The 22,242-nt window shown below is 58.8% G+C and carries 21 protein-coding genes; 9 read left to right on the forward strand and 12 right to left on the reverse strand.

Annotation, left to right across the window (positions count from 1 at the left end; translation table 11 throughout):
* The first annotated feature begins 212 nt into the window (after positions 1-212).
* On the forward strand, positions 213-1,022 hold the full coding sequence (locus tag DY251_RS05270; protein ID WP_116622828.1) for a lytic murein transglycosylase: 810 nt from the start codon (positions 213-215) through the stop codon (positions 1,020-1,022).
* A 74-nt stretch (positions 1,023-1,096) separates the two neighbouring features.
* On the opposite strand, the gene DY251_RS05275 is transcribed toward DY251_RS05270, so the two are convergent.
* Complete coding sequence (locus DY251_RS05275) at positions 1,097-2,320, reverse strand: argininosuccinate synthase (protein ID WP_116622829.1); 1,224 nt, start codon at positions 2,318-2,320, stop codon at positions 1,097-1,099.
* A 178-nt stretch (positions 2,321-2,498) separates the two neighbouring features.
* Here DY251_RS05275 and DY251_RS05280 point away from each other — a divergent pair, with 178 nt between their 5' ends.
* Positions 2,499-3,140 carry a LysE family translocator gene (locus DY251_RS05280; RefSeq protein ID WP_116622830.1) on the forward strand — a complete coding sequence of 214 codons (642 nt, stop codon included), beginning with the start codon at positions 2,499-2,501 and terminating at the stop codon, positions 3,138-3,140.
* Positions 3,141-3,144: 4 nt separating this feature from the next.
* Here DY251_RS05280 and rlmN read toward each other — a convergent pair whose 3' ends face one another.
* From rlmN to DY251_RS05340, 11 genes are all read right to left on the reverse strand, one after another.
* Entirely contained in the window at positions 3,145-4,380 is a 1,236-nt protein-coding gene (rlmN, locus tag DY251_RS05285; protein ID WP_116622831.1) for a dual-specificity RNA methyltransferase RlmN, read from the reverse strand.
* Between the two features lie 275 nt (positions 4,381-4,655).
* Positions 4,656-6,059: a dihydrolipoyl dehydrogenase gene (gene lpdA / locus DY251_RS05295; protein ID WP_116622833.1), complete on the reverse strand. Its 1,404-nt coding sequence runs from the start codon at positions 6,057-6,059 to the stop codon at positions 4,656-4,658.
* Positions 6,060-6,111: 52 nt separating this feature from the next.
* Positions 6,112-6,570, reverse strand: coding sequence for a hypothetical protein (locus DY251_RS05300; RefSeq protein WP_116623117.1), 459 nt, complete (start codon positions 6,568-6,570; stop codon positions 6,112-6,114).
* Between the two features lie 45 nt (positions 6,571-6,615).
* Positions 6,616-7,020 (reverse strand): MAPEG family protein, encoded by a 405-nt coding sequence (locus DY251_RS05305; protein WP_116622834.1) that lies wholly within the window; start codon positions 7,018-7,020, stop codon positions 6,616-6,618.
* Positions 7,021-7,067: 47 nt separating this feature from the next.
* Positions 7,068-8,339, reverse strand: coding sequence for a 2-oxoglutarate dehydrogenase complex dihydrolipoyllysine-residue succinyltransferase (odhB, locus tag DY251_RS05310; protein ID WP_116622835.1), 1,272 nt, complete (start codon positions 8,337-8,339; stop codon positions 7,068-7,070).
* A gap of 37 nt (positions 8,340-8,376) precedes the next feature.
* Positions 8,377-11,364 (reverse strand): 2-oxoglutarate dehydrogenase E1 component, encoded by a 2,988-nt coding sequence (locus tag DY251_RS05315; RefSeq protein ID WP_116622836.1) that lies wholly within the window; start codon positions 11,362-11,364, stop codon positions 8,377-8,379.
* A gap of 113 nt (positions 11,365-11,477) precedes the next feature.
* A complete protein-coding gene (gene sucD, locus DY251_RS05320) occupies positions 11,478-12,380 on the reverse strand; it encodes a succinate--CoA ligase subunit alpha (protein ID WP_116622837.1) in 903 nt (300 codons plus the stop codon).
* Positions 12,381-12,454: 74 nt separating this feature from the next.
* Entirely contained in the window at positions 12,455-13,648 is a 1,194-nt protein-coding gene (gene sucC, locus DY251_RS05325) for an ADP-forming succinate--CoA ligase subunit beta (RefSeq protein WP_116622838.1), read from the reverse strand.
* A gap of 30 nt (positions 13,649-13,678) precedes the next feature.
* Positions 13,679-14,641, reverse strand: a complete 963-nt coding sequence (gene mdh / locus DY251_RS05330) for a malate dehydrogenase (protein ID WP_116622839.1) — start codon at positions 14,639-14,641, stop codon at positions 13,679-13,681.
* Between the two features lie 254 nt (positions 14,642-14,895).
* Entirely contained in the window at positions 14,896-16,080 is a 1,185-nt protein-coding gene (gene zapE / locus DY251_RS05335) for a cell division protein ZapE (RefSeq protein WP_116622840.1), read from the reverse strand.
* A 25-nt stretch (positions 16,081-16,105) separates the two neighbouring features.
* Entirely contained in the window at positions 16,106-16,636 is a 531-nt protein-coding gene (locus DY251_RS05340; protein WP_116623118.1) for a protease inhibitor Inh/omp19 family protein, read from the reverse strand.
* 199 nt (positions 16,637-16,835) lie between these two features.
* Between DY251_RS05340 and DY251_RS05345 the strand changes: the two genes are divergently transcribed.
* The 7 genes from DY251_RS05345 (at position 16,836) to DY251_RS21600 (ending at position 22,173) form a co-directional block, all read left to right on the forward strand.
* On the forward strand, positions 16,836-16,997 hold the full coding sequence (locus DY251_RS05345) for a DUF1328 family protein (protein ID WP_116622841.1): 162 nt from the start codon (positions 16,836-16,838) through the stop codon (positions 16,995-16,997).
* A gap of 68 nt (positions 16,998-17,065) precedes the next feature.
* Positions 17,066-17,947, forward strand: a complete 882-nt coding sequence (gene dapF, locus DY251_RS05350) for a diaminopimelate epimerase (RefSeq protein ID WP_116622842.1) — start codon at positions 17,066-17,068, stop codon at positions 17,945-17,947.
* Entirely contained in the window at positions 17,947-19,242 is a 1,296-nt protein-coding gene (mtaB, locus tag DY251_RS05355; protein ID WP_170971280.1) for a tRNA (N(6)-L-threonylcarbamoyladenosine(37)-C(2))-methylthiotransferase MtaB, read from the forward strand. Before dapF ends, mtaB begins: the two co-directional genes overlap by 1 nt.
* A complete protein-coding gene (gene ftsY / locus DY251_RS05360) occupies positions 19,242-20,819 on the forward strand; it encodes a signal recognition particle-docking protein FtsY (protein ID WP_199498792.1) in 1,578 nt (525 codons plus the stop codon). Before mtaB ends, ftsY begins: the two co-directional genes overlap by 1 nt.
* 22 nt (positions 20,820-20,841) lie before the next feature.
* On the forward strand, positions 20,842-21,513 hold the full coding sequence (locus DY251_RS05365) for a septation protein A (RefSeq protein ID WP_116622845.1): 672 nt from the start codon (positions 20,842-20,844) through the stop codon (positions 21,511-21,513).
* Positions 21,514-21,642: 129 nt separating this feature from the next.
* Positions 21,643-21,792 carry a hypothetical protein gene (locus DY251_RS21435; protein ID WP_158553225.1) on the forward strand — a complete coding sequence of 50 codons (150 nt, stop codon included), beginning with the start codon at positions 21,643-21,645 and terminating at the stop codon, positions 21,790-21,792.
* A 225-nt stretch (positions 21,793-22,017) separates the two neighbouring features.
* The gene (locus DY251_RS21600) at positions 22,018-22,173 is read left to right on the forward strand and encodes a YjiS-like domain-containing protein (protein ID WP_116623119.1); all 156 of its coding nucleotides are present in this window, start codon (positions 22,018-22,020) and stop codon (positions 22,171-22,173) included.
* Positions 22,174-22,242: the final 69 nt, after the last annotated feature.

Raw genomic sequence — 22,242 nt, forward strand, 5'->3', positions numbered from 1 at the left:
GGTTACTGACAGGTCAACTGCGTGTAAGCGTCACGCGCGCAACACTCGCGCCTAATTGAATGCATGTTGAGTGCGTTTCATGTAACAAAACACTTGATTGCGCCTCATTTCTTGGTTGTAAGCCCGTTAACGACGTTGCGTTTAGTAAGTGATTTGTGGTGTGCGGAGCCTTCGCCACAATCAAAAGAACCTCGATTTTCAGGAGAGATTTCATGGCAGGACGTGCCAGAAGCGTTTTGTTGGCCGCTCTTTTGCTGGGTGGTTTCAGCGGTGGCGCAATAGCAGCCGAATGCGGCAAGACCAGTTCCGGATTTGAAAACTGGAAAGCGAGCTTTGCACAGGAAGCCGCCGCGCAGGGTGTTGGCCGCAAGGGCCTTTCGGCACTGGCGGGTGCAAGCTATGCCAACGCCACGATCAATGCCGACCGCAACCAGAAAAGCTTCAAGCTTTCCTTTGACGCCTTCATGAAGAAACGCGGCGCTTCCACCATCATCTCCAAGGGCAAGCAGATGAAGCGCGCGAATGCAGCGCTCTTCGCCAATATCGAGCAGCGCTATGGTGTGCCTGCCGGCCCGCTGATCGCAATCTGGGGCATGGAAACAGGCTTCGGCAGCTATATGGGCAAGCAGAACACGATTTCTGCCATCACCACGCTCGCCTATGACTGCCGCCGCCCGGATTATTTCAAGCCGCACGCAATCGCCGCGCTCAAGTTGGTGGATAAGGGTACGCTTACCTCTTCATCCGTTGGCGCTATGCATGGCGAAGTTGGCCACACGCAGTTCCTGCCCGGCAACGTTCTTCGTTACGGCGTCAATGGCGGCGGTGGCGGTGGCGTAGACCTGCGCGAAAAGGCTGACGCGCTTGCCTCGACGGCAAACTTCCTGCGCGGTCATGGCTGGCAGCCGGGCGCTGGCTATCAGCCGGGGCAGCCAAACTTCGCTGCGATTCAGGGCTGGAACGCAGCAAGCGTCTACCAGCAGGCCATTGCAGCAATCGGCGCCGCAATTGACGGCGGCTGATTGGCCGCTAAGAAAAACAACAAAAAAGCCGGCTCAAAGCCGGCTTTTTTGTTGATAGAGGGAGCAGAGCACTCTCAGCCCTTGCGATCCCGCGCGGCCAGCGTGCGAAGGCGCAAGGCGTTCAGGCGAATGAAGCCCGCCGCATCCTTTTGATCATATGCACCGCGATCATCCTCGAATGTCACCAACGCGTCGCTGTAGAGCGATTTCGGCGACCGGCGACCGGTGACGATCACATTGCCCTTGTAAAGCTTGAGGCGAACTTCGCCCTCGACATCGGTCTGGCTCTTGTCGATCAAGGCCTGCAGCATTTCGCGCTCCGGCGAATACCAGAAGCCGTTGTAGATCAGCTCCGCATAGCGCGGCATCAACTCATCCTTGAGATGCGCCGCACCACGATCCAGCGTTATCGATTCCATCGCGCGATGCGCCACGATCAGGATCGTGCCGCCGGGGGTTTCATAGACGCCGCGCGACTTCATGCCCACGAAGCGATTTTCGACCAGATCAAGACGGCCAATGCCATTGTCGCGACCAAGATCGTTCAGCGCCGCAAACAGCGTTGCGGCAGACATTTCCTTGCCGTTCAGTGCAACGGGGTCGCCATTCTTAAACGTCAAAGTAATTTCCGTGACCTTGTCGGGCGCATCCATCGGCGAAACCGTGCGCTGGTGCACATATTCCGGCGGCTCCTGCCACGGGTCTTCCAGCACTTTGCCCTCGGATGAGGAGTGCAGCAGATTCGCGTCCACCGAGAACGGCGCTTCGCCCTGCTTGTCCTTGGCAATCGGAATCTGATGATCGCGCGCGAATTCCAGCAGATCGGTGCGCGACTTGAACGACCAATCGCGCCACGGCGCAATGACCTTGATGTCGGGATTCAGCGCATAGGCCGATAGCTCGAAACGCACCTGGTCGTTGCCCTTGCCAGTCGCGCCGTGCGCTACGGCATCAGCGCCAGTCTCGCGTGCAATCTCGACGAGATGCTTGGAAATCAGTGGGCGCGCGATAGACGTGCCGAGCAGATAAACGCCCTCATACTGCGCATTGGCGCGGAACATCGGGAACACGAAATCCTTGATGAACTCCTCGCGCACATCGCGGATATAGATTTCCTTGATGCCGAGCAGTTCCGCCTTCTTGCGCGCAGGTTCAAGTTCGCCGCCCTGTCCGAGGTCGGCAGTAAAGGTCACGACCTCCGCGCCCAACTCGGTTTGCAGCCACTTGAGAATGATGGAAGTGTCGAGCCCGCCCGAATAGGCAAGCACCACCTTCTTGACGTCTTTCGGCTTCGCCATTCACGACCCCAATAGCATGGAAATAATGTTGCCCGCGCTTTAGCGATTTACGGGCATGGGGGCAAGCGGCCCGACAGCACTGGCCCTGCATTCCTTTGCCTGTGTCACGAGATCGCCGCTGTTCAATTCGGCAAAAAATGTGCCATAGAGCGCGGGCTTTCACGCAGTGGACCATTCAATGAGCTTCGTTCCCGATCTTTCGACCATCCTGCAATTCGCGGTGGCTACCTTCGTGATTGCCATCACGCCGGGGCCGGACATGACGCTGTTTGTCGGGCGGGCACTCTCCGAAGGTCGCGCCGCCGGCTTTGCCTGCCTCTTTGGCGCACTGTCAGGAATTATCATTCACACCGCTTTGGTCGCGCTGGGGCTTTCCGCGCTGATCGTCGCATCGCCACAGGCGTTTCTCGTGCTCAAGATCGGTGGCGCGGGTTATCTCGTCTGGCTCGCTTATCAGGCGCTATGGCACGGCTCGGCTTTCTCGCCTGACGCCACGCCGCGCCCGCCGCGCTCATTCTACAAAAACTGGGCCACGGGCCTCGGCATCAATCTGATGAATCCTAAGATCATTCTTTTCTTCATGACGTTCCTGCCGCAATTCGTTTCGGCGCACGACCCTAATGCGCCCGGCAAGCTGTTCTTCCTCGGCATGATGTTCATCGTGCTTTCACTGCCGGTAACGATTCCAATCGTGATTGCAGCCGACAAATTCGCCGCCCTGCTGCGCAAGAGCCCGCGCGTGACGCGCATTGTCGATTATCTGTTTGCAGGCGTGTTCTCGGCCTTCGCGCTGAAGATACTTACCGCGCAGGCGAAATAGGACGCTACCAGCTCTCGCCGTGGTTGGCGATCATCATGGCTTCAAGCGCGAGCCGCTCGTGCTTTTTCAGCCGTTCAGATTCTGACTTGAGCTGACCGCAAGCCGCGAGAATATCCCGCCCGCGTGGCGTACGGATCGGCGACGCATAGCCCGCATTGTTAATGTAGTCCGCAAACTTCTCGATCGTCTCCCAGTCGGAGCACTGATAATTCGTGCCCGGCCACGGATTGAACGGGATCAGATTGATCTTGGCCGGTATGCCCTTCAACAGGTTGACCAGCGCGCGGGCATGTTCCAGCGAGTCGTTCACGTCCTTGAGCATCACATATTCAAAGGTGATGCGCTTGGCGTTCGACAGACCGGGATATTTCCGGCAGGCATCCATCAACTGTTCCAGCGGAAACTTCTTGTTGATGGGCACAAGCAGGTCGCGCAGATCATCGTCCGGCGCGTGCAGCGAAATCGCCAGCATCACGCCGATCTCATCGCCGGTACGGAAGATTTCAGGCACGACGCCCGACGTCGAGAGCGTAATGCGGCGCTTGGAAAGCGACAGCCCATCGCCGTCCGACGCGATCAGCAGCGCGTTCTTCACCGCCTCGAAATTGTAAAGGGGCTCGCCCATGCCCATCATCACGATGTTGGACACCTTACGGCCTTCTGCAGGAACAATCGCGCCATCGGGCGTATCGCGATCAGGAAAATCGCCCAACCGGTCGCGCGCGGTCAGCAACTGCGCCAGAATCTCTTCCGAAGTCAGGTTGCGCACCAGCTTTTGTGTGCCCGTATGGCAGAACGAGCAGGTGAGCGTGCAGCCAACCTGCGAGGAAATGCACAGCGTGCCGCGCCCCTCTTCGGGAATGTAAACCGTTTCGATTTCAACGGGCCGCCCCGCGCCGCGCGACGGAAACCGGAACAGCCATTTGCGCGTGCCATCGTTGGAAATTTGCTCTTCAACGATTTCTGGCCGCGCGATGGTGAAATGCTTCGCCAGCGTCGCGCGCAAATCCTTCGAGATGTTGAACATATCGTCGAAGCTGGACACGCCTCGCACATAGAGCCAATGCCAAAGCTGCTGCACGCGCATGCGCGTCTGGCGCTCCGGCACGCCGATGGCGGCGAGCGCCGCGCCCATTTCCTCGCGCGTCAGGCCGATCAGCGATTCTTTCGCAGGCACAGCGGCGCGAGCGGCAAGAGATGCACGCGTTGCGTCGTCTTTGATATCGAGCGAGATCGTCATGGCAGCCGTGAATATGGGAAACGAAGTTCGATTTGTCGAACGCGCGCGGCCAATATCACGGAATTTCCGAAACGTCACGTCCCTATGGCCAGCTTCGCGGCGCTCGCGCTGCCCTTCACCTGCCTGCCGGCATCCTCTCCCCGTGGAAAACAGGGAGAGGAGAGCGTTGGCAATGTCTCGCAAACTCAATCAGCGCACAAAATGCAATGCGACGCTGAAGCCCCTCTCCCTGTTTACGGGGAGAGGGTAAGGGTGAGGGGCAAATCTGCTCCCGATTAAATATGAATCGGCTTGAAGAACGTGGCGAGAGCGGCCTCGCGCACGGCTTCCGACATCGTCGGATGCGCATGGCACGTCCGTGCGAGGTCTTCCGCCGACCCGCCAAACTCCATCAGTACTGCGGCTTCATGGATCATTTCGCCGGCGCCGAAGCCGAGAATGTGAACGCCCAGCACGCGGTCGGTTTCCTTGTCGGCCAGCATCTTAACGAAGCCATCCGTATGCAGCATGGCGCGTGCGCGGCCATTTGCGGTAAAAGGAAACTTGCCGACCTTATAAGCCACGCCTTCCGCTTTCAGTTGCTCCTCCGTCTTGCCGACAGAAGCCACCTCCGGGCTGGTGTAAACGACGCCGGGGATGACGTCGTAATTCACGTGCCCCTTCTGGCCGGCCATCATTTCCGCAACCGCGATGCCTTCGTCTTCAGCCTTGTGCGCCAGCATCGGGCCGACGGTCACATCGCCAATGGCGTAAATGCCCGGCACATTCGTGCGGCAATGGCCATCGGTTTTGACCCGACCGCGATCCATTGCAATGTCCTGCTCCTTAAGACCCAGCCCATCCGTATATGGACTGCGACCGGTGGCGATCAGCACCACATCGGCCTCGATGGTTTCAGCTGCCCCACCCTTGACCGGCTCGAACGTAACCTTCGCGCCCTTCTTGGCCTTTTCGACGCCGGTGACTTTCGCACCGAGCTTGAACTCAAAGCCCTGTTTGCCGAGCATACGCTGGAACTGCTTGGACACTTCGCCATCCATGCCGCCGAGAATGGAATCCAGATATTCCACGACAGTGACTTTCGAGCCGAGACGCGCCCAGACCGAGCCAAGCTCAAGGCCAATCACGCCACCGCCGACGACCACGAGCTTTTCCGGCACCTTGTCGAGCGACAGCGCGCCGGTTGAGGACACGATAACCTTCTCGTCAATATCGACCGGCACGCCGGGAATGCCCGCAACATCCGAGCCCGTCGCGATAACGATGTTCGTCGTCTCGATTTCCTGCATCAAACCTTCCGAATCCGTAACGCCAACCAGACCGGGTCCAAGAATCTTGCCGGTGCCGCGGAAACTGTCGATCTTGTTCTTCTTGAACAGGAACGCGACGCCGCTGACATTAGCATTCACGGTCGTGTCCTTATGCGCCATCATCTTCGTGAGATTGGCCTTCGGCTTGCCAACCTCGATGCCAAGCGTATCGAATGAATGCTCCGCCTCAGCCAGCATTTCAGATGCATGAAGCAGCGCCTTCGATGGAATGCAGCCGATGTTGAGGCAGGTTCCGCCGAACGTCTCCCGCTTCTCAACGACAGCCACCTTCATGCCGAGTTGCGCCGCCTTGATAGCGCACACATAGCCACCGGGACCGGAACCAATCACAACAACATCATAAGCCATAATGCACCCTCTAATTGTCTTGCTGCGGAGCCCGCACCGGGCAAGCCGCCAATCATTCCTGACAGCCCTTCAACTCGAACATGTCGAAAGGCACTTTTGTAAATCCGCCCTCGCCGAAGGCATTTGAAGCGCGCAACGCCGGGCCAATATCCGCAAGGATCAAGCGCGCGGGCGCAGGCGATCCCTCGGCGGGTAAAAGCCCGATCTCTCCCTTTTCATCCACGGCGTAGACCACGCCCTGCCACAGCGTGCAGGCTGCGTATTCCTCGCCGGTCACGTCGCCCTCTGGACAGTTTCGGGAAACGAGGGCGTTGGGTCGGGGCTCTTCCTGCGTCCACATGACAATGCCGTCGAGCACGACATCGCTGTCCATCACCATCTTGAAGCTGTTCGTTACGACTGCATTTTCACCCGTGGGACGAAAATCGATGCCAGCCACGCCGGTCTTGTCACCATAAACCGCGAGTTCCATCGGGCAGGCCGCATGAGCCTGCAAAACCGACAGGCTCATGGCAACAGCGGCAGTTCCGAGTCTGGCTCCGATCACTCCCAAATGTCACCCGATAAGCCGGATGAGCATCAGCACAATGCCGAGCAGCGACGCAGCCCAGATCAACGAACGAAGATAGGGAATGCCAAACGCATAGGCCGGGACATAGGCAACCCGCGCCCAGAACCACAGCGCAGCGCCCGTTGCGCCGATGCCACCAGCCTTGCCGGTAACATGTAGCGCCAGCGCAAGCGCAATGAACGCGCCATAGGTTTCGAGGAAATTGCGCAGTGCGCGCGTGAACCTGTCTGTAACGACAGAAATCGGAACCTCGCCGTCGCGCGCGCCAGCGGTATAGGCCAGGCCCCCGTCTTTGGTGAGTGAAAGAGCCTGCGCCACGATCTGGCCGATCAGCAACACAACGCTCCACGCAAGATAGGTGAGTTCAGTAGACAGCACGCCAGCTTCCATCTCGCCCTCCTGAGGCTCGCAAAGATACTGCGCGTCGGACCAACCCTTTAGAGATCGAGCACCAGCCGCTCCGGATCCTCAAGGCTCTCCTTAACGCGCACGAGGAACGTTACCGCTTCCTTGCCGTCAACGATACGGTGATCGTAGCTCAATGCCAGATACATCATAGGACGGATCACGATCTGCCCCCCGACGACAACCGGGCGTTCCTGAATCTTGTGCATACCCAGAATGCCGGACTGTGGCGCATTAAGGATCGGCGTCGACATCAGCGAACCATAAACGCCACCATTGGAAATGGTGAACGTGCCGCCCTGCATGTCCGCAATCGAGAGCTTGCCGTCGCGCGCGGCGATGCCCAACCGTCCGATTTCCTTCTCGATCTCGGCAATCGACATCTGGTCGGCATCACGCACAACCGGAACCACCAGACCCTTGTCGGTGCCGACAGCCACGCCGATATGCGCATAGTTCTTGTAGATAATGTCAGTTCCGTCGATCTCGGCGTTTACCGCGGGGATTTCCTTCAGCGCATGCGTAACGGCCTTGGTGAAGAAGCCCATGAAGCCAAGCTTCACGCCATGCTTCTTCTCAAAGATGTCCTTGTATTTTGAACGCAGATCCATAACCGCCTTCATGTCAACCTCGTTGAAGGTGGTGAGCATGGCGGCGTTGTTTTGCGCTTCCTTCAAGCGGCGCGCGATGGTCTGGCGCAGCTTCGGCATACGCACGCGCTCTTCGCGCACAGCATCACCTTCGCTCGACGGCGCGCGCGCGGCTGCGGGAACGGCAGGCGCTTCCGTAGGCTGCGAAGGCGCACCCTTCGCGATTGCATCCAGCACATCGCCTTTCAATACCTGCCCGCGCTTGCCGGAACCCTGAATCTGATCCGTCGAGATGTTCGCCTCGGCCGCAATCTTCGCAGCGGAAGGTGCCGCCGGCATCTTGGGTTCGATCGGGCTTTCCCCGGCAATCTTCGCGGTCTTCGCCTCAGCTTCCTTAACCGTAGCGGCGCCCGCCGAACCTGCAGCCTGCGCTACGGCATCTGACTTCTTCGCTTCTGCCGGCTTGGCAGCAGCACCCGCCGCGCCAATCGATCCAAGCAGCGCGCCAAGGCCGACCGTTTCGCCTTCTTTCGCGGTGATCTCTGCAAGCGTCCCGGCTGCGGGTGCGGGGACTTCGACCGTCACCTTGTCGGTTTCCAGCTCAACCAGCGGTTCGTCGGCTGCAATTGCATCGCCAACCTTCTTGAACCACTTGCCGACGGTCGCTTCGCTCACGGATTCACCGAGTGTCGGAACGCGGATTTCGGTTGCCATTGGGGGGGTTCCTGTCCGTTTTTCGATTTCGTTGTGGTTATTCGCCAAGCGCGTCGTCGAGGAACGCCTGGAGCTGCGCAAGATGCTTCGACATCAGGCCCGTTGCCGGAGATGCAGCGGCGGGGCGTCCCGCATACTGCACGCGCTGATATTTGGCATCGATATGCGCAAGCACCCATTCCAGATACGGGTCGATGAACGACCACGCGCCCATATTCTTCGGCTCTTCCTGGCACCAATACATCTGCGCACCGCGGAAGCGGGAAAGCTCGGTGATCAGCGCCTTGGCCGGGAACGGATAAAGCTGCTCGACGCGCAACAGATAGACGTCGTTGATGCCCCGCTTCTCTCGCTCTTCGTAGAGATCGTAATAGACCTTGCCGGTGCACAGCACGACGCGGCGAATCTTCGAGTCCTTCACCAGCTTGATCTTCTGGTCCGGCAGCATCTGCGCATCGTCCCAAAGCAGGCGGTGGAATGAGCTTTCGCCGGAAAGCTCCGCCAGCGTCGAAACCGCGCGCTTGTGGCGCAACAATGACTTCGGCGTCATCAGGATCAACGGTTTGCGGAAATCGCGCTTTAGCTGACGCCGCAGAATGTGGAAGTAGTTGGAGGGCGTGGTGCAATACGCAACCTGCATATTGTCTTCCGCGCAAAGTTGCAGGAAGCGTTCGAGGCGAGCAGAGGAATGCTCCGGCCCCTGACCTTCGTAGCCATGCGGCAAGAGGCACACCAATCCGGACATACGCAGCCACTTGCGCTCGCCGGAAGAAATGAATTGATCGAACACCACCTGAGCGCCGTTGGCAAAGTCACCGAACTGCGCCTCCCAAAGCGTCAGAGCCTTGGGTTCAGCCAGCGAATAGCCATACTCGAAACCGAGCACAGCCTCTTCCGAGAGCATGGAGTTGATGACCTCATAGCCAGCCTGCGCGGGTGAGAGATTGTTCAACGGAATGTAGCGGTTTTCGTCGCGTTGATCGTAGAGCACCGAATGGCGCTGCGAGAACGTGCCGCGCTCTGAATCCTGACCCGACAGGCGGATCGGATTGCCGTCGAGCAGGATCGAGCCAAATGCCAACGATTCTGCTGTCGCCCAGTCGATACCCTCGCCGGTTTCGATGGCCTGACGCCGATTCTCCAGAAAACGACCGATGGTCTTGTGGACCTCGAAATCCTTCGGAACCTCGGTCAGCCTCTTGCCGATTTCCTTGAGCGTCTTGACCGGCACTGCCGTCTTGCCGCGACGCAATTCGTCCTGCTGGTCAGCCGAGCGCAGACCCGACCACGCGCCGTCCAGCCAGTCGGCCTTGTTCGGCTTGTAAGCCTGTCCGGTTTCCCACTCGCTTTCGAGATGAGCGCGCCAGTCCGCCTTCATCTTTTCGAACTCTTCTTGCGAGAGAAGTCCCTCGCTGATCAGCCTATCGGCATAAAGCTGCACGGTCGTCTTATGGTTTCGGATCGTGCGATACATGATCGGCTGCGTGAACGCAGGCTCGTCACCTTCGTTATGGCCGAAGCGGCGATAGCAGAACATGTCCACCACAACCGGCTTGTGGAACTTCATGCGGAACTCGGTCGCGACCTTCGCCGCGTGCACGACAGCCTCCGGGTCGTCGCCGTTCACATGGAAAATCGGCGCTTCGATCATCTTGGCAACGTCGCTCGGATAGGGCGACGAACGCGAGAAGCGCGGGTTGGTAGTGAAGCCGATCTGATTGTTGATGATGAAATGCAGCGTGCCCGCAACGCGGTGGCCGCGCAGCCCGGACAGGCCCAGAATTTCAGCGATAACGCCCTGCCCTGCAAAAGCAGCATCGCCGTGGAGCAGCAGCGGCATAACCTTGGCGCGCTCTTCTAGCGGCACAATCTCGCCGCGCTCGCGGCCTGCAAGCTGGTCCTGCTTGGCGCGGGCCTTGCCCATGACCACCGGGTCAACGATTTCGAGGTGAGAGGGGTTCGCCGTAAGCGACAGGTGCACCTTATTGCCATCGAACTCACGGTCAGATGACGCACCGAGATGGTACTTCACGTCGCCGGAACCTTCCACGTCGTCCGGCGCGTAGGAACCACCCTTGAACTCATGGAAGATCGCGCGATGCGGCTTCGCCATAACCTGCGAAAGCACATTGAGGCGACCACGATGCGCCATGCCGAGCACGACTTCCTTGAGGCCCAGCGCACCGCCGCGCTTGATGATCTGTTCGAGCGCCGGAATGAGCGACTCGCCGCCATCCAGACCAAAGCGCTTGGTGCCCTTATACTTGACGTCGATGAACTGCTCGAAGCCTTCCGCCTCGATGAGCTTTTGCAGGATCGCCTTCTTTCCGGTTTCGGTGAAGCGAATTTCCTTGTCAGTCCCTTCAATGCGCTCTTGAAGCCAGGCCTTCTCCTCCGGATCGGAGATATGCATGAACTCCACACCGATCGTGGAGCAATAGGTCCGATCCAGAATTTCGATCATTTCCGGAATGGTCGCGTATTCCAGCCCAAGAACATTGTCGATGAAAATGCGGCGGCCATAATCTGCTTCGGTGAAGCCGTACGAGATCGGCGAAAGCTCGTTGTAATCCTCAATCGGCTGCGCAATGCCGAGCGGATCAAGCTTCGCATGCAGATGGCCGCGCATGCGATAAGCGCGGATCATCATGATAGCGCGCACCGAATCCCGCGTTGCCTGCAGCACGTCCTGTTCGGACGCCACCGCACCATTGGCCACGCTCTTTTCGCGCACCTTCTTTTCTATGTGCTTTTCGACCAGACCCCAATTGCCATCGAGCGCTGAAACCAGCTCGCCATTTGCCTGCAGCGGCCAGCTCGGCTTGGCCCAGGAAGCACCGGACGCGCTCTTCTTGACGTCTGCCGGATCGTCCTGAAGCGCGTCGAAAAACTCACGCCATTCGACATCTACCGAAGTCGGATCGTCTTCGTAGGCAGCATGAAGCGCCTCGATGTAGTCAGCGTTTCCGCCATAGAGAAATGATGTGATGGAAAGCCGGTCGTTGGCCTGGTCGTTACGTGCCATCTTCCCTAACGGAGCAAGCTCCGTCTCCTTGTCGCTGCGCCCGCAGCGATGCTACGGGCGCTAATCCTTACAGGCCGTTTACGGCCAATTTTGTCCGCTGAGCGGACGGCTCCTTACCCCTTGATCGCTTCGACCAGCGTCGTCCCGAGACGCGCCGGCGACGGTGAAACGCGGATGCCTGCCGCTTCCATCGCTGCAATCTTGTCTTCCGCGCCACCCTTGCCGCCGGAAATAACCGCGCCCGCGTGCCCCATCGTGCGACCCGCAGGAGCGGTACGGCCTGCGATGAAACCAGCCATCGGCTTCTTGCGACCGCGCTTCGCTTCGTCGCGCAGGAACTGCGCTGCATCTTCTTCCGCCGACCCGCCGATCTCACCGATCATGATGATCGACTTGGTTTCGTCGTCAGCGAGGAACATCTCCAGCACGTCGATGAACTCCGTACCCTTGACCGGGTCTCCGCCAATGCCGACAGCCGTCGTCTGGCCGAGACCCGCATTGGTAGTCTGGAACACTGCTTCATAGGTAAGTGTTCCCGAGCGCGAAACAACGCCCACCGAACCCTTGCGGAAGATGTTGCCCGGCATGATGCCGATCTTGCATTCGTTCGGCGTGAGAATGCCGGGGCAGTTCGGCCCGAGCAGCCGCGACTTCGAGCGCTCAAGCCGTGCCTTGACCTTAACCATATCCATTACCGGAATGCCTTCCGTGATGCAGACGATGAAAGGTACTTCAGCTTCGATCGCTTCGATGATTGCGGCACCTGCGCCTGCAGGCGGCACATAGATCACCGAAGCATTTGCGCCGGTTGCTTCCTTTGCTTCGCCAACCGTGGCGAAGATCGGCAGCTTTTCACCCTTTGAGCCGGTCCAGGTTTCCCCACCCTTGCTCGGATGAACGCCCGCAACCATCTGCGTGCCGTGATAGGCCAGCGCCTGCTCGGTGTGGAACGTGCCGGTTTTGCCCGTCAGGCCCTGCACGATCACCTTGGTGTTCTTATCAACCAGAATTGACATATTGAACGGGACCCCCGTCAGTTTCTTGAAAACAATCCGGCACGCGTGTTTCGTGCGTGCCGAGAGTTAAAAAATCAGCCTTCAACAGCCGCGACGATCTTCTTCGCAGCGTCGTCCAGATCGTCAGCCGGGGTAACGTTCAGTCCCGATTCGCGCAGGATCTTCTTGCCGAGATCGACATTCGTTCCTTCCAGACGCACAACGAGCGGCACCTGCAGGCCCACTTCCTTGACGGCCGCGACCACGCCTTCCGCGATGATGTCGCACTTCATGATGCCGCCGAAGATATTGACCAGGATGCCCTTCACGGCCGGATCGGCGGTGATGATCTTGAACGCCGCCGTAACCTTCTCCTTGGAAGCGCCGCCGCCGACATCGAGGAAGTTGGCCGGTTCCGCGCCATACAACTTGATGATGTCCATGGTAGCCATCGCAAGACCGGCGCCGTTCACCATGCAGCCGATGTTGCCATCGAGCGCCACATAAGCGAGGTCATACTTCGAGGCTTCGATTTCCTTCGCGTCTTCTTCCGTCGTGTCGCGCAACTCGACCACATCCGGATGACGGAACAGCGCGTTGTTGTCGAAAGACACCTTGGCGTCCAGCAGACGCAGGCGGCCATTCTTCATGACGATGAGCGGATTGACCTCGAGCAGGCTCATGTCTTTCTCGACAAAGGCCTTGTAAAGTGTCGGGAACACCGACTCGCCGTCCTTGGCTGCATCGCCGGTCAGCTTGAGCGCTTCATTGAGCTTCTTCACGTCGGCCGCGGTAACACCCTTCTCGGGGTCAATCGCGACCGTGATGATCTTCTCAGGCGTATCATGCGCGACGGTTTCAATGTCCATGCCGCCTTCCGTGGAAACCACGAACGCGACCCGGCCCACCGAGCGATCCACCAGCAGCGAGAGATAAAGCTCGCGGTCAATATCGGCGCCGTCTTCGATATACAGCCGGTTGACCTGCTTGCCAGCCGGTCCAGTCTGCTTGGTCACGAGCGTATTGCCGAACATGTCCTTGACGTTGGCGACGACTTCATCGACCGACTTGGAAAGGCGGACACCGCCCTTGGCATCTGCGCCGAGTTCCTTGAACTTGCCCTTGCCGCGACCGCCCGCATGGATCTGGCTCTTGACCACATAAAGCGGTCCCGGCAGCGCCTTTGCGGCAGCTTCGCCCTCGCCGGCGCTAAGCACCGGCACGCCCTCCGCAACTGGAAGGCCGAAGCTCTTGAGAAGCTGCTTGGCCTGATATTCGTGAATGTTCATTGCTGGCTCCCGAACTGCTGGCTTGGGATTTTACTTGAGTTGCGGAGCGATGCCCTCGCAGGCTTCGCACAGCGACTTGACCGCGCCGACCGACTTTTCAAACATGGCCTTTTCGTCCTTGTTGAAGTCGAGTTCGATCACACGCTCCACGCCGCCCGCGCCGATCACCACCGGCACGCCGACATACATATCCTTCAAGCCATACTGGCCACTGAGATAGGCCGCGCATGGCAGCACGCGCTTCTTGTCCTTGAGATAGCTTTCAGCCATTGCCACTGCGGAAGCAGCAGGCGCGTAATAGGCCGAACCGGTCTTGAGCAGGCCGACGATCTCGCCCCCACCCTTGCGGGTGCGCTCAACGATGGCGTCCAGCTTCTCCTGCGAGGTCCAGCCCATCTTGATAAGGTCCGGCAGCGGAATGCCGCCAACCGTCGAATAACGAACCATCGGCACCATGTCGTCGCCATGACCGCCAAGCGTCATCGCGCTGATGTCTTCGATGGAAACGTTGAATTCTTCCGAGAGGAAATAGCGGAAACGTGCAGAGTCCAGCACACCGGCCATGCCGACGACGTGGCTCTTCGGCATACCGGAGAACTTCTGCAGCGCCCAAACCATCGCGTCCAGCGGGTTGGTGATGCAGATGACAAAAGCCTTCGGCGCGTATTTCTTGATACCCGCGCCAACCTGCTCCATGACCTTGAGGTTGATGCCGAGAAGATCGTCGCGGCTCATGCCCGGCTTGCGCGGCACACCGGCGGTGACGATGCACACATCCGCACCCTCGATACCGGCATAATCGTTCACGCCCTGAAACGCGGCATCGAAGCCTTCAACAGCGGAAGACTGCGCGATGTCGAGGCCCTTGCCCTGCGGCAGACCTTCCGAAATATCGAACAGGATCACATCGCCGAGTTCCTTGAGACCGATGAGATGTGCGAGGGTGCCGCCAATCATGCCCGAGCCGATGAGCGCTATCTTCTTGCGTGCCATGTGGGGAGAATTTCCTTCGATCTGTCGCTGTGACGTCGCGGACGCTGCCGCTGCGAGTTAGCCAAATGCAGGACGTGCCTGCGTCGGAATTCGGCGAATGCCATAGACTCGCTGCGAAAATAATTCAAACGATTATTTTCGGGCTAATAGTTTCAATCGTTTAGATTGATTGGGATTTACGTAAACGTCAATATTCTGCGCAAATTTCAGGATCTTCCCAGTAAGACGAGCGCCTGATCTCAGCTTCATTGCAATCATTGCGCGGCGGATTTGAGGCTTTTGCGCTGTTCAAACGCCTCCAGCCATTCCTTGCTCTGCATCTCGATCAATCGCGAAACGGTGCGATCGAACTCAAAGGCCTCCGTCGTGCCGGGGCGCCCTGCATAGAGCCGATCGGGCGAGACATCGGCGCTGATAACGGCGCGTGCCTTGCGATCATATAGAATGTCGATAAGCACAATGAATCGCTTGGTCGCGTTGCGCAGCGTGGGGTTCAGCACCGGCACGTGATCTATGAAAATAGTATCATAGCGGTCCGTGATCGCCAGATATTCGCGCGCGGCCAATGGTTTTTCGCACAGGTCCACAAAATCGAACCGCGCGGACGATCCCGACGCCAGCGGAATCTGCACCTTGCGCGTTTTGACGGTCAGGTCCGCTGGCTCGCTTGGCTGTCCTGCCGTCACGGATTGCCACATCTCATCCATGCGCTTGTCGGACGCTGGCGAAATCGGCGTGAGATAAACGGACAGCCTGTTCATCTTTTCCAGCCGATAGTCGGTAGGTCCATCGAGCGTCATGATTTCGGCATTGCGCGACAGCGTATCGATAAACGGCAGGAACAGGCCACGGTTCAGGCCGTCACGGTAGAGATTTTCGGGCGCTACATTCGACGTGGCGACCAGCACGACCCCTTCCGCAAACAGGGCCGAAAACAGCCGCGAGAGGATCATCGCATCGGCAATGTCGGTTACGGAGAACTCGTCGAAGCAAAGCACCCACGCTTGTTCGGCCAGCGCTCTGGCGACCGGCGGGATCGGATCGTCCTCTTTAACCGTACCTTCCTTGCGCGCCTGCCGATGCTTGGCGATTCGGTCGTGAACATCGGCCATGAAATCATTGAAATGGACGCGCCGCTTCCTGCGAACCGGCAGCAGATCGTAGAACATGTCCATGAGCATGGTCTTGCCGCGGCCCACGCCGCCATAGACATAAAGCCCCTTGATCCGCTCTTTCGTTTCGCGCTTTCGTGCAAACAGCCAGCCCAGGGCACTGGATTTCGTCGCAAGCCTGCGCGCAATTATCGAATCGATCAGGCGGTCGAGCGCGCGGGCAATGCGCTCCTGCTCAGCATCGCGTGTAACCGCGCCGGTCTGCACCAGATGCGTATAGCGCTGGAGAACAGTCGGGTGGGGCTCCAGCCCATCTCGCATTGGCATGAGCCGGACCGCCCCGTTTCGACTATCAGCGACTCAACGAAATGGATTGTCCGCTGGTGGTTTGCCCATCGAAGCGATTTGCGCCGCTGGAATAGACCGATGCAATCTGGTTGCCGCTCTCATCAAACATTACCACCTGCTTGCCCTGAACGTCCCAGCTCCGCATCTTCTGCATGTCGCCGGCGCAACCGCGCGAACCACCGCGCGACGCATTGCCGAACTTGGTGAGCGACAGGAACACCTGGCAACTCGAACCGCCTACGCTCGTGTTCCAGGAGCCCAACATACCGTTCTTGGTAACGTCCGGCGCATTTGCGGGCGGTGCTGCGGCAGGCGCGGTGGGCGATGCGGCTGCAACCTGCGGGTTCTGCGGCGCTTCAGGAAAAGCACCCGGCGCGCTCGGCGGCGGCAATTGTCCGCCGGTAACAGTTCCGGACGGCGCCGCGGGCAACGGCTCCGGCTGGCTGTCCATAGATTGCATGCGCGAGCTTTGGCAGCCCGCCAAAGCCGTGGAACAGACCATCAAAGCCAATATTGCCGATTTCGAGAACGTCATTTCCAAACCTCCAGCCGCCGCTTCATTCCGTACGACGTTCCAAAACGAAGAAAGCTCCATGATTTCAACCATCCATGGTTAAGAAAGCATTTTCAGGGCGAAACTGTTGCAAATATATCTCGGCTATTTGCCGCTATAGGGCTCTGGAACTCGTAGCTGGCCTGCACGTTATGCGACAAAAGTCTGAGGGAGCGTCTCCATGATCAAATGGATCCTGATTCTGCTTATCGTCGCGGCCGTGGCAAGCCTGCTAGGCTTCAACTCGCTGGCAGGCGCAGCAGCGACCGGCGCGAGGCTGTTGATCGGCATTGTGCTTGTCCTGTTCCTGCTCGTGCTGTTCGGTCTTGTTGTCGTCGCATAAGCGAACACTGGAAATTATACGCCGTTTCCGCCATATAGCCCCAAAACCATTTGGGAATATCGAGCGCAATGGCAAAGGCCGCGCAATTTGCGAAGATGAACGGGCTCGGCAATGAGATCATCGTTGCCGACATGCGTGGTCGCACGGACCACGTTACGCCCGATGCTGCCATCGCGCTGAACGCCGACGCAACAACGCGATTCGACCAGATCATGGCGATCCATGATCCGCGCACGCCCGGCACCGCGAATTACGTCGAGATTCTCAATTCCGACGGCTCTATGGCGCAGGCCTGCGGAAACGGCATGCGCTGCGTCGTGCAGGCTTTGGCGTCCGAAACGGGCAAGCAGTCTTTCACCTTCGAGACAATCGCTGGAATCCTCACCGCGGAAGAACACGCCGACGGTTCGATTTCGGTCGACATGGGCCGGCCGCGCTTTGACTGGCGCGACATTCCGTTGGCCGAGGAGTTTCGCGACACCCGCATGATCGAATTGCAGATCGGCCCGATCGACGCGCCGATTCTGCATTCGCCGTCCGTAGCCTCGATGGGCAATCCGCACGCGATTTTCTGGGTGGATAATGACGTTTGGTCTTATGATCTGGAACGTTTCGGCCCGATGCTCGAAAACCATCCGATTTTTCCGGAGCGGGCGAACATCACCATTGCGCAAGTCACCGGCCCGGACAGTCTTGTCATGCGCACATGGGAACGCGGCGCCGGTCTGACCCGTGCCTGCGGCTCAGCAGCTTGTGCCGCAGCCGTTTCCGCCGCGCGCACTGGCCGCACGGGCCGCATCGTGAACGTCAATGTTCCGGGCGGTCTGCTTCGGATCGAATGGCGCGGTGACGATCACGTCATGATGACCGGCCCGGCCGAATGGGAATTTTCCGGCACATTCGACCCAGCTAGCGGTGCATGGACGCGCGACACGGAAAGCGCGGCCTGATGGCGGTGGAAATCGTCACATTCGGCTGTCGCCTCAACACCTATGAGTCGGAAGTCATGCGCCGCGAAGCAGAAAGCGCCGGACTTGGCACGCTGCGCGATGGCGCTATCATCTTCAACACCTGCGCTGTAACCGCCGAAGCCGTGAGGCAGGCGAAGCAATCCATCCGCAAGGCACGTCGCGAAAATCCCAATGCGCGCATTATCGTCACCGGCTGCGCGGCGCAGACCGAGCCTGACAATTTTGCGGAAATGGGTGAGGTCGATCTCATTCTCGGCAATGAGGAAAAGCTGAAGGCGCATTCCTATCGTGCTTTGCCGGATTTTGGCGTCAACGACACCGAAAAGGTTCGCGTCAACGACATCATGTCGGTCACGGAAACCGCCTCGCACATGGTGGACGCAATCGAAGGTCGTGCTCGCGCTTTCGTGCAGGTGCAGAACGGCTGCGATCATCGCTGCACCTTCTGCATCATCCCCTTCGGCAGGGGCAACTCGCGCTCCGTGCCGATGGGTGCAGTGATAGAGCAGATCAAGCGTCTGACCGGCAATGGCTATGCGGAGGTGGTGCTGTCGGGCGTCGACCTCACCAGCTATGGCGCAGACCTTCCCGGTACGCCGCGCCTCGGCAAACTGGTCAAAGCCATTCTCAAGCAAGCGCCCGACCTCGCGCGTCTTCGCCTTTCCTCAATCGATTCCATCGAGGCGGATGAAGATTTGATGGAGGCGTTGGCAACCGAAACGCGCCTCATGCCGCACCTTCATCTGTCGTTGCAGGCGGGTGACAACATGATTCTCAAGCGCATGAAGCGCCGCCATCTGCGCGACGACTCGATCCGCTTTTGCGAGGATGTGCGCCGCCTGCGCCCAGACATCGTGTTCGGCGCGGATATCATTGCGGGCTTTCCCACCGAAACCGAGGACATGTTCGCAAACTCGCTGCGAATCGTCGAGGAATGCGGCCTGACCCATCTCCATGTGTTTCCATTTTCACCGCGCAAGGGAACGCCTGCTGCGCGCATGCCGCAGCTCGACCGCTCCACGATCAAACAGCGCGCTGCGCGGCTGCGCACCGTTGGCGACGAGGCTTATCGCCGCCATCTCGACAGCCTGATCGGCACGAACCAGTCCATCCTGATCGAGCGCGAGGGGCTAGGCCGCACGGAAGGTTTCGCGCTCACCGTGATCGGTACCGGCGCGCCCGGCGACATCGTGTCTGCGCGCATCACGAAGCATGACGGCGAACGGCTGATTGCCGAGCCGATCAGCGATATCAGCAATGCCAGGGCAGCCTGATGGCCGGACTTCTCAAACGTATATTCTCCTTCGGCAAGAAGGAGGTGGTCGAGACACCGGCTGAAGACGAGCCGCTCGCCCCGATCAATTGGGATGCGCTCAAGGAACTCAAACAGCCTGAGCCTGCGCCGGAAGAACAGCCGCAGCCGATCGAAATTCCGGCGCCCGAAATTGCTGAACCGGAGCCGGAGGTTGAAGCACCAGCCGCGCCACCGGTTATCGAAGAGCCAATAGCGCCACCGCCTGCCGAGCCGGAACTGCCGGACGAAGCGCCAGTCGAGCCTCTGCCACCAACGCGGCCAGAGCCGGAAATCGCGCCCGTTCCAGTTCCGAGCGCTCCGCCCAAGCAACCGGCAAAGCCGAAGAAGGCTCCCAAGCCAGAGCCTGTGGCAGAACCTGCGCCCGAACCAATTGTCCCAGAGCCAATTATCGAAGGGCCGATTGTTGACGAGCCTGTTGCCGAGACAATCCAGATTCCGACTCCGCCGGAGCCGGAGCCTGAACCCGCCCCAGCACCGGAGCCGGTCGAAGAACTGCCCGCCGAACCGCAGCCGCAGCCTGTTGTGGAACCCACCCCGGCACCATCTGCCGGGAAGGTAACTGTCGCGAAGAAGGTCGAGGCCAAGGCCGAACCCGCTCCGGCGCCCGAAGTACAGCCGCGGCTTTCCTGGTATCAGCGCTTGCGGCAGGGCTTGGCGCGATCCTCGCGCGAGCTTTCCAGCAACATTGCGGGGATCTTCACCAAGCGCAAGCTGGACGAAGACACGCTGCAAGAGCTTGAGGATGTTCTGCTGCGCGCAGACCTGGGTCTCGAAACCGCAATTCGCGTCACCGACACGCTTGCCTCCGGGCGTTACGGGCGCGAGATCAGCGATTCGGAGGTACGCGCCGTCATGGCGACGGAAATGGAGAAGGTTCTCACCCCCGTCGCGCAGGCGCTGGAGCTAGACCTTTCTCACAAGCCGCACGTCATTCTGGTTGTCGGCGTAAACGGCACCGGCAAAACCACGACCATCGGCAAGCTGGCGTCCAAACTGCACGCGGGCGGGCTTTCGGTCATGCTTGCGGCAGGCGACACGTTCCGCGCAGCCGCCATCGAACAGCTCAAAATCTGGGGCGAGCGCACAGGCTCGCCGGTCGTTTCGTCCAAGCTCGGTGCGGACGCCGCCGGCCTTGCCTATGACGCTTTTGCCAAGGCCAAGGAAGCGGGATCCGACGTGCTGATCATCGACACTGCGGGCCGGCTGCAAAACAAGGCTGAACTCATGGCCGAGCTGGAAAAGATCGTGCGCGTGCTCGGCAAGCTCGACCCGGAAGCCCCGCACACCGTGCTCCAGACCGTCGACGCCACGACCGGACAAAACGCGCTCAATCAGGTCGAAATTTTCCGCAATGTCGCAGGTGTGAACGGATTGGTGATGACAAAGCTCGACGGAACCGCTCGCGGCGGTATTCTTGTCGCAATTGCCGCCAAGCATAAACTTCCCGTCTATTTCATCGGTGTCGGCGAGCAGATCGATGATCTCGAACCATTTTCCGCAGGTGATTTTGCCAAGGCAATCGCCGGCGTAGGCTGAGAAAAGTGCAGGTCAGGAAGCCATGAGCAACCCAATCCTTGAAACCGGACCCTCGGATCCCCGGCAAAAAAAGATCAGCCCCGGCCTGAAATTCGCGCTGGAAATGGGGCCGTTGCTCATCTTCTTTCTGGCCACCTTCAAGGGTCATTGGCTGGCCGCGATCTTTCCGGCGCTTGGCGCGCTTGGAAAGCCGCTCTTCATAGCCACGGCCCTGTTCATGGCCGCAACGGCTGTGTCTCTCGTGGTTTCGTGGCTGCTCACGCGCTCGATTCCGATGATGCCACTGGTTTCCGGCGTCGTGGTGTTGATCTTCGGCGGCCTGTCAATCTGGCTTCAGAACGACACCTTCATCAAGATGAAGCCGACAATCGTCTATGCCCTCTTTGCCGCGATCCTGCTTGGCGGCCTTGCTTTCAACCGACCGCTACTCGGCTATGTTTTCGATCAGGCTTTCCAGCTTGATGATGATGGCTGGCGAAAGCTGACCTTCCGCTGGGGCCTGTTTTTCGTCGTATGCGCCATTCTCAACGAAGTTGTCTGGCGCAGCCTCGGCGCGTTCTATCCCCCTGATATTGCAGACGAATATTGGGCGGCATTCAAGCTGTTCGGCTTTACGGCGCTCACCTTCATTTTCGTTTTCTCGCAGATGCCGCTCATAATGCGCCACTCGCTGGATCAGCAGGTCAGAAAATAGCCTGCGCCAATAATTTGGGCAGCAGTTGCACAAGCTTTGCACAATTTGCATAGCTCGAATGCTTTTAGGCCTCTACCGGAAAATCAAACGAGAGTTTATTTAGTTGGCATAACAAGAAAGGGGTTGGCGGTGGCCAACCAGATCAAAATGTTCAACCGTATGATTGCTCACTTCGCTGCGGACCGGAAGGCCCCGGCCAAAACCAAAGAATTCAACGCGCTGGAAAGCCGCTACGTCGATAGCCTGGCTCAGATCTACGCTCGCGTTTACGGTCGCTAAGCGACCCGTCAAGGTCTAGGGATCAACGGCCAGTCCTCGGGACTGGCCGTTTTCTTTTTGCGCCCGTGCTTGTTCGTCAAACATCAATTCCTAAAATTCGATGAATTAGCCATGCATGACTTGCATTGCTGCGTTGCACTAAAATATTTTGCACTGCACAATATCGGGCCTATATTCGGAGTGTTCCAAAGGGAGGAAATTGGCAACCCGAAAGGAACCAGGAAAATGTTCGAAGGTATTCGCAAATCTATCGCAAAGCATAATCGCTATCAGCGCATGGTCACTGAAATTCGCAGCCTCACCGACCGTGACCTTGCTGATTTCAACGGCAATCGTGATGAAATGCTTCGCGCCGCATATCAGGCTGTTTACGGACACTAAGTCCGACAGTTACACGGGGCAAAGTTTCACTAAAGTCGGGGCCTCTCCTAGCGGATCGAGACCCCTTCC

It is taken from the genome of Mesorhizobium denitrificans (assembly GCF_003403035.1).
GTDB lineage: Bacteria > Pseudomonadota > Alphaproteobacteria > Rhizobiales > Rhizobiaceae > Mesorhizobium_G > Mesorhizobium_G denitrificans.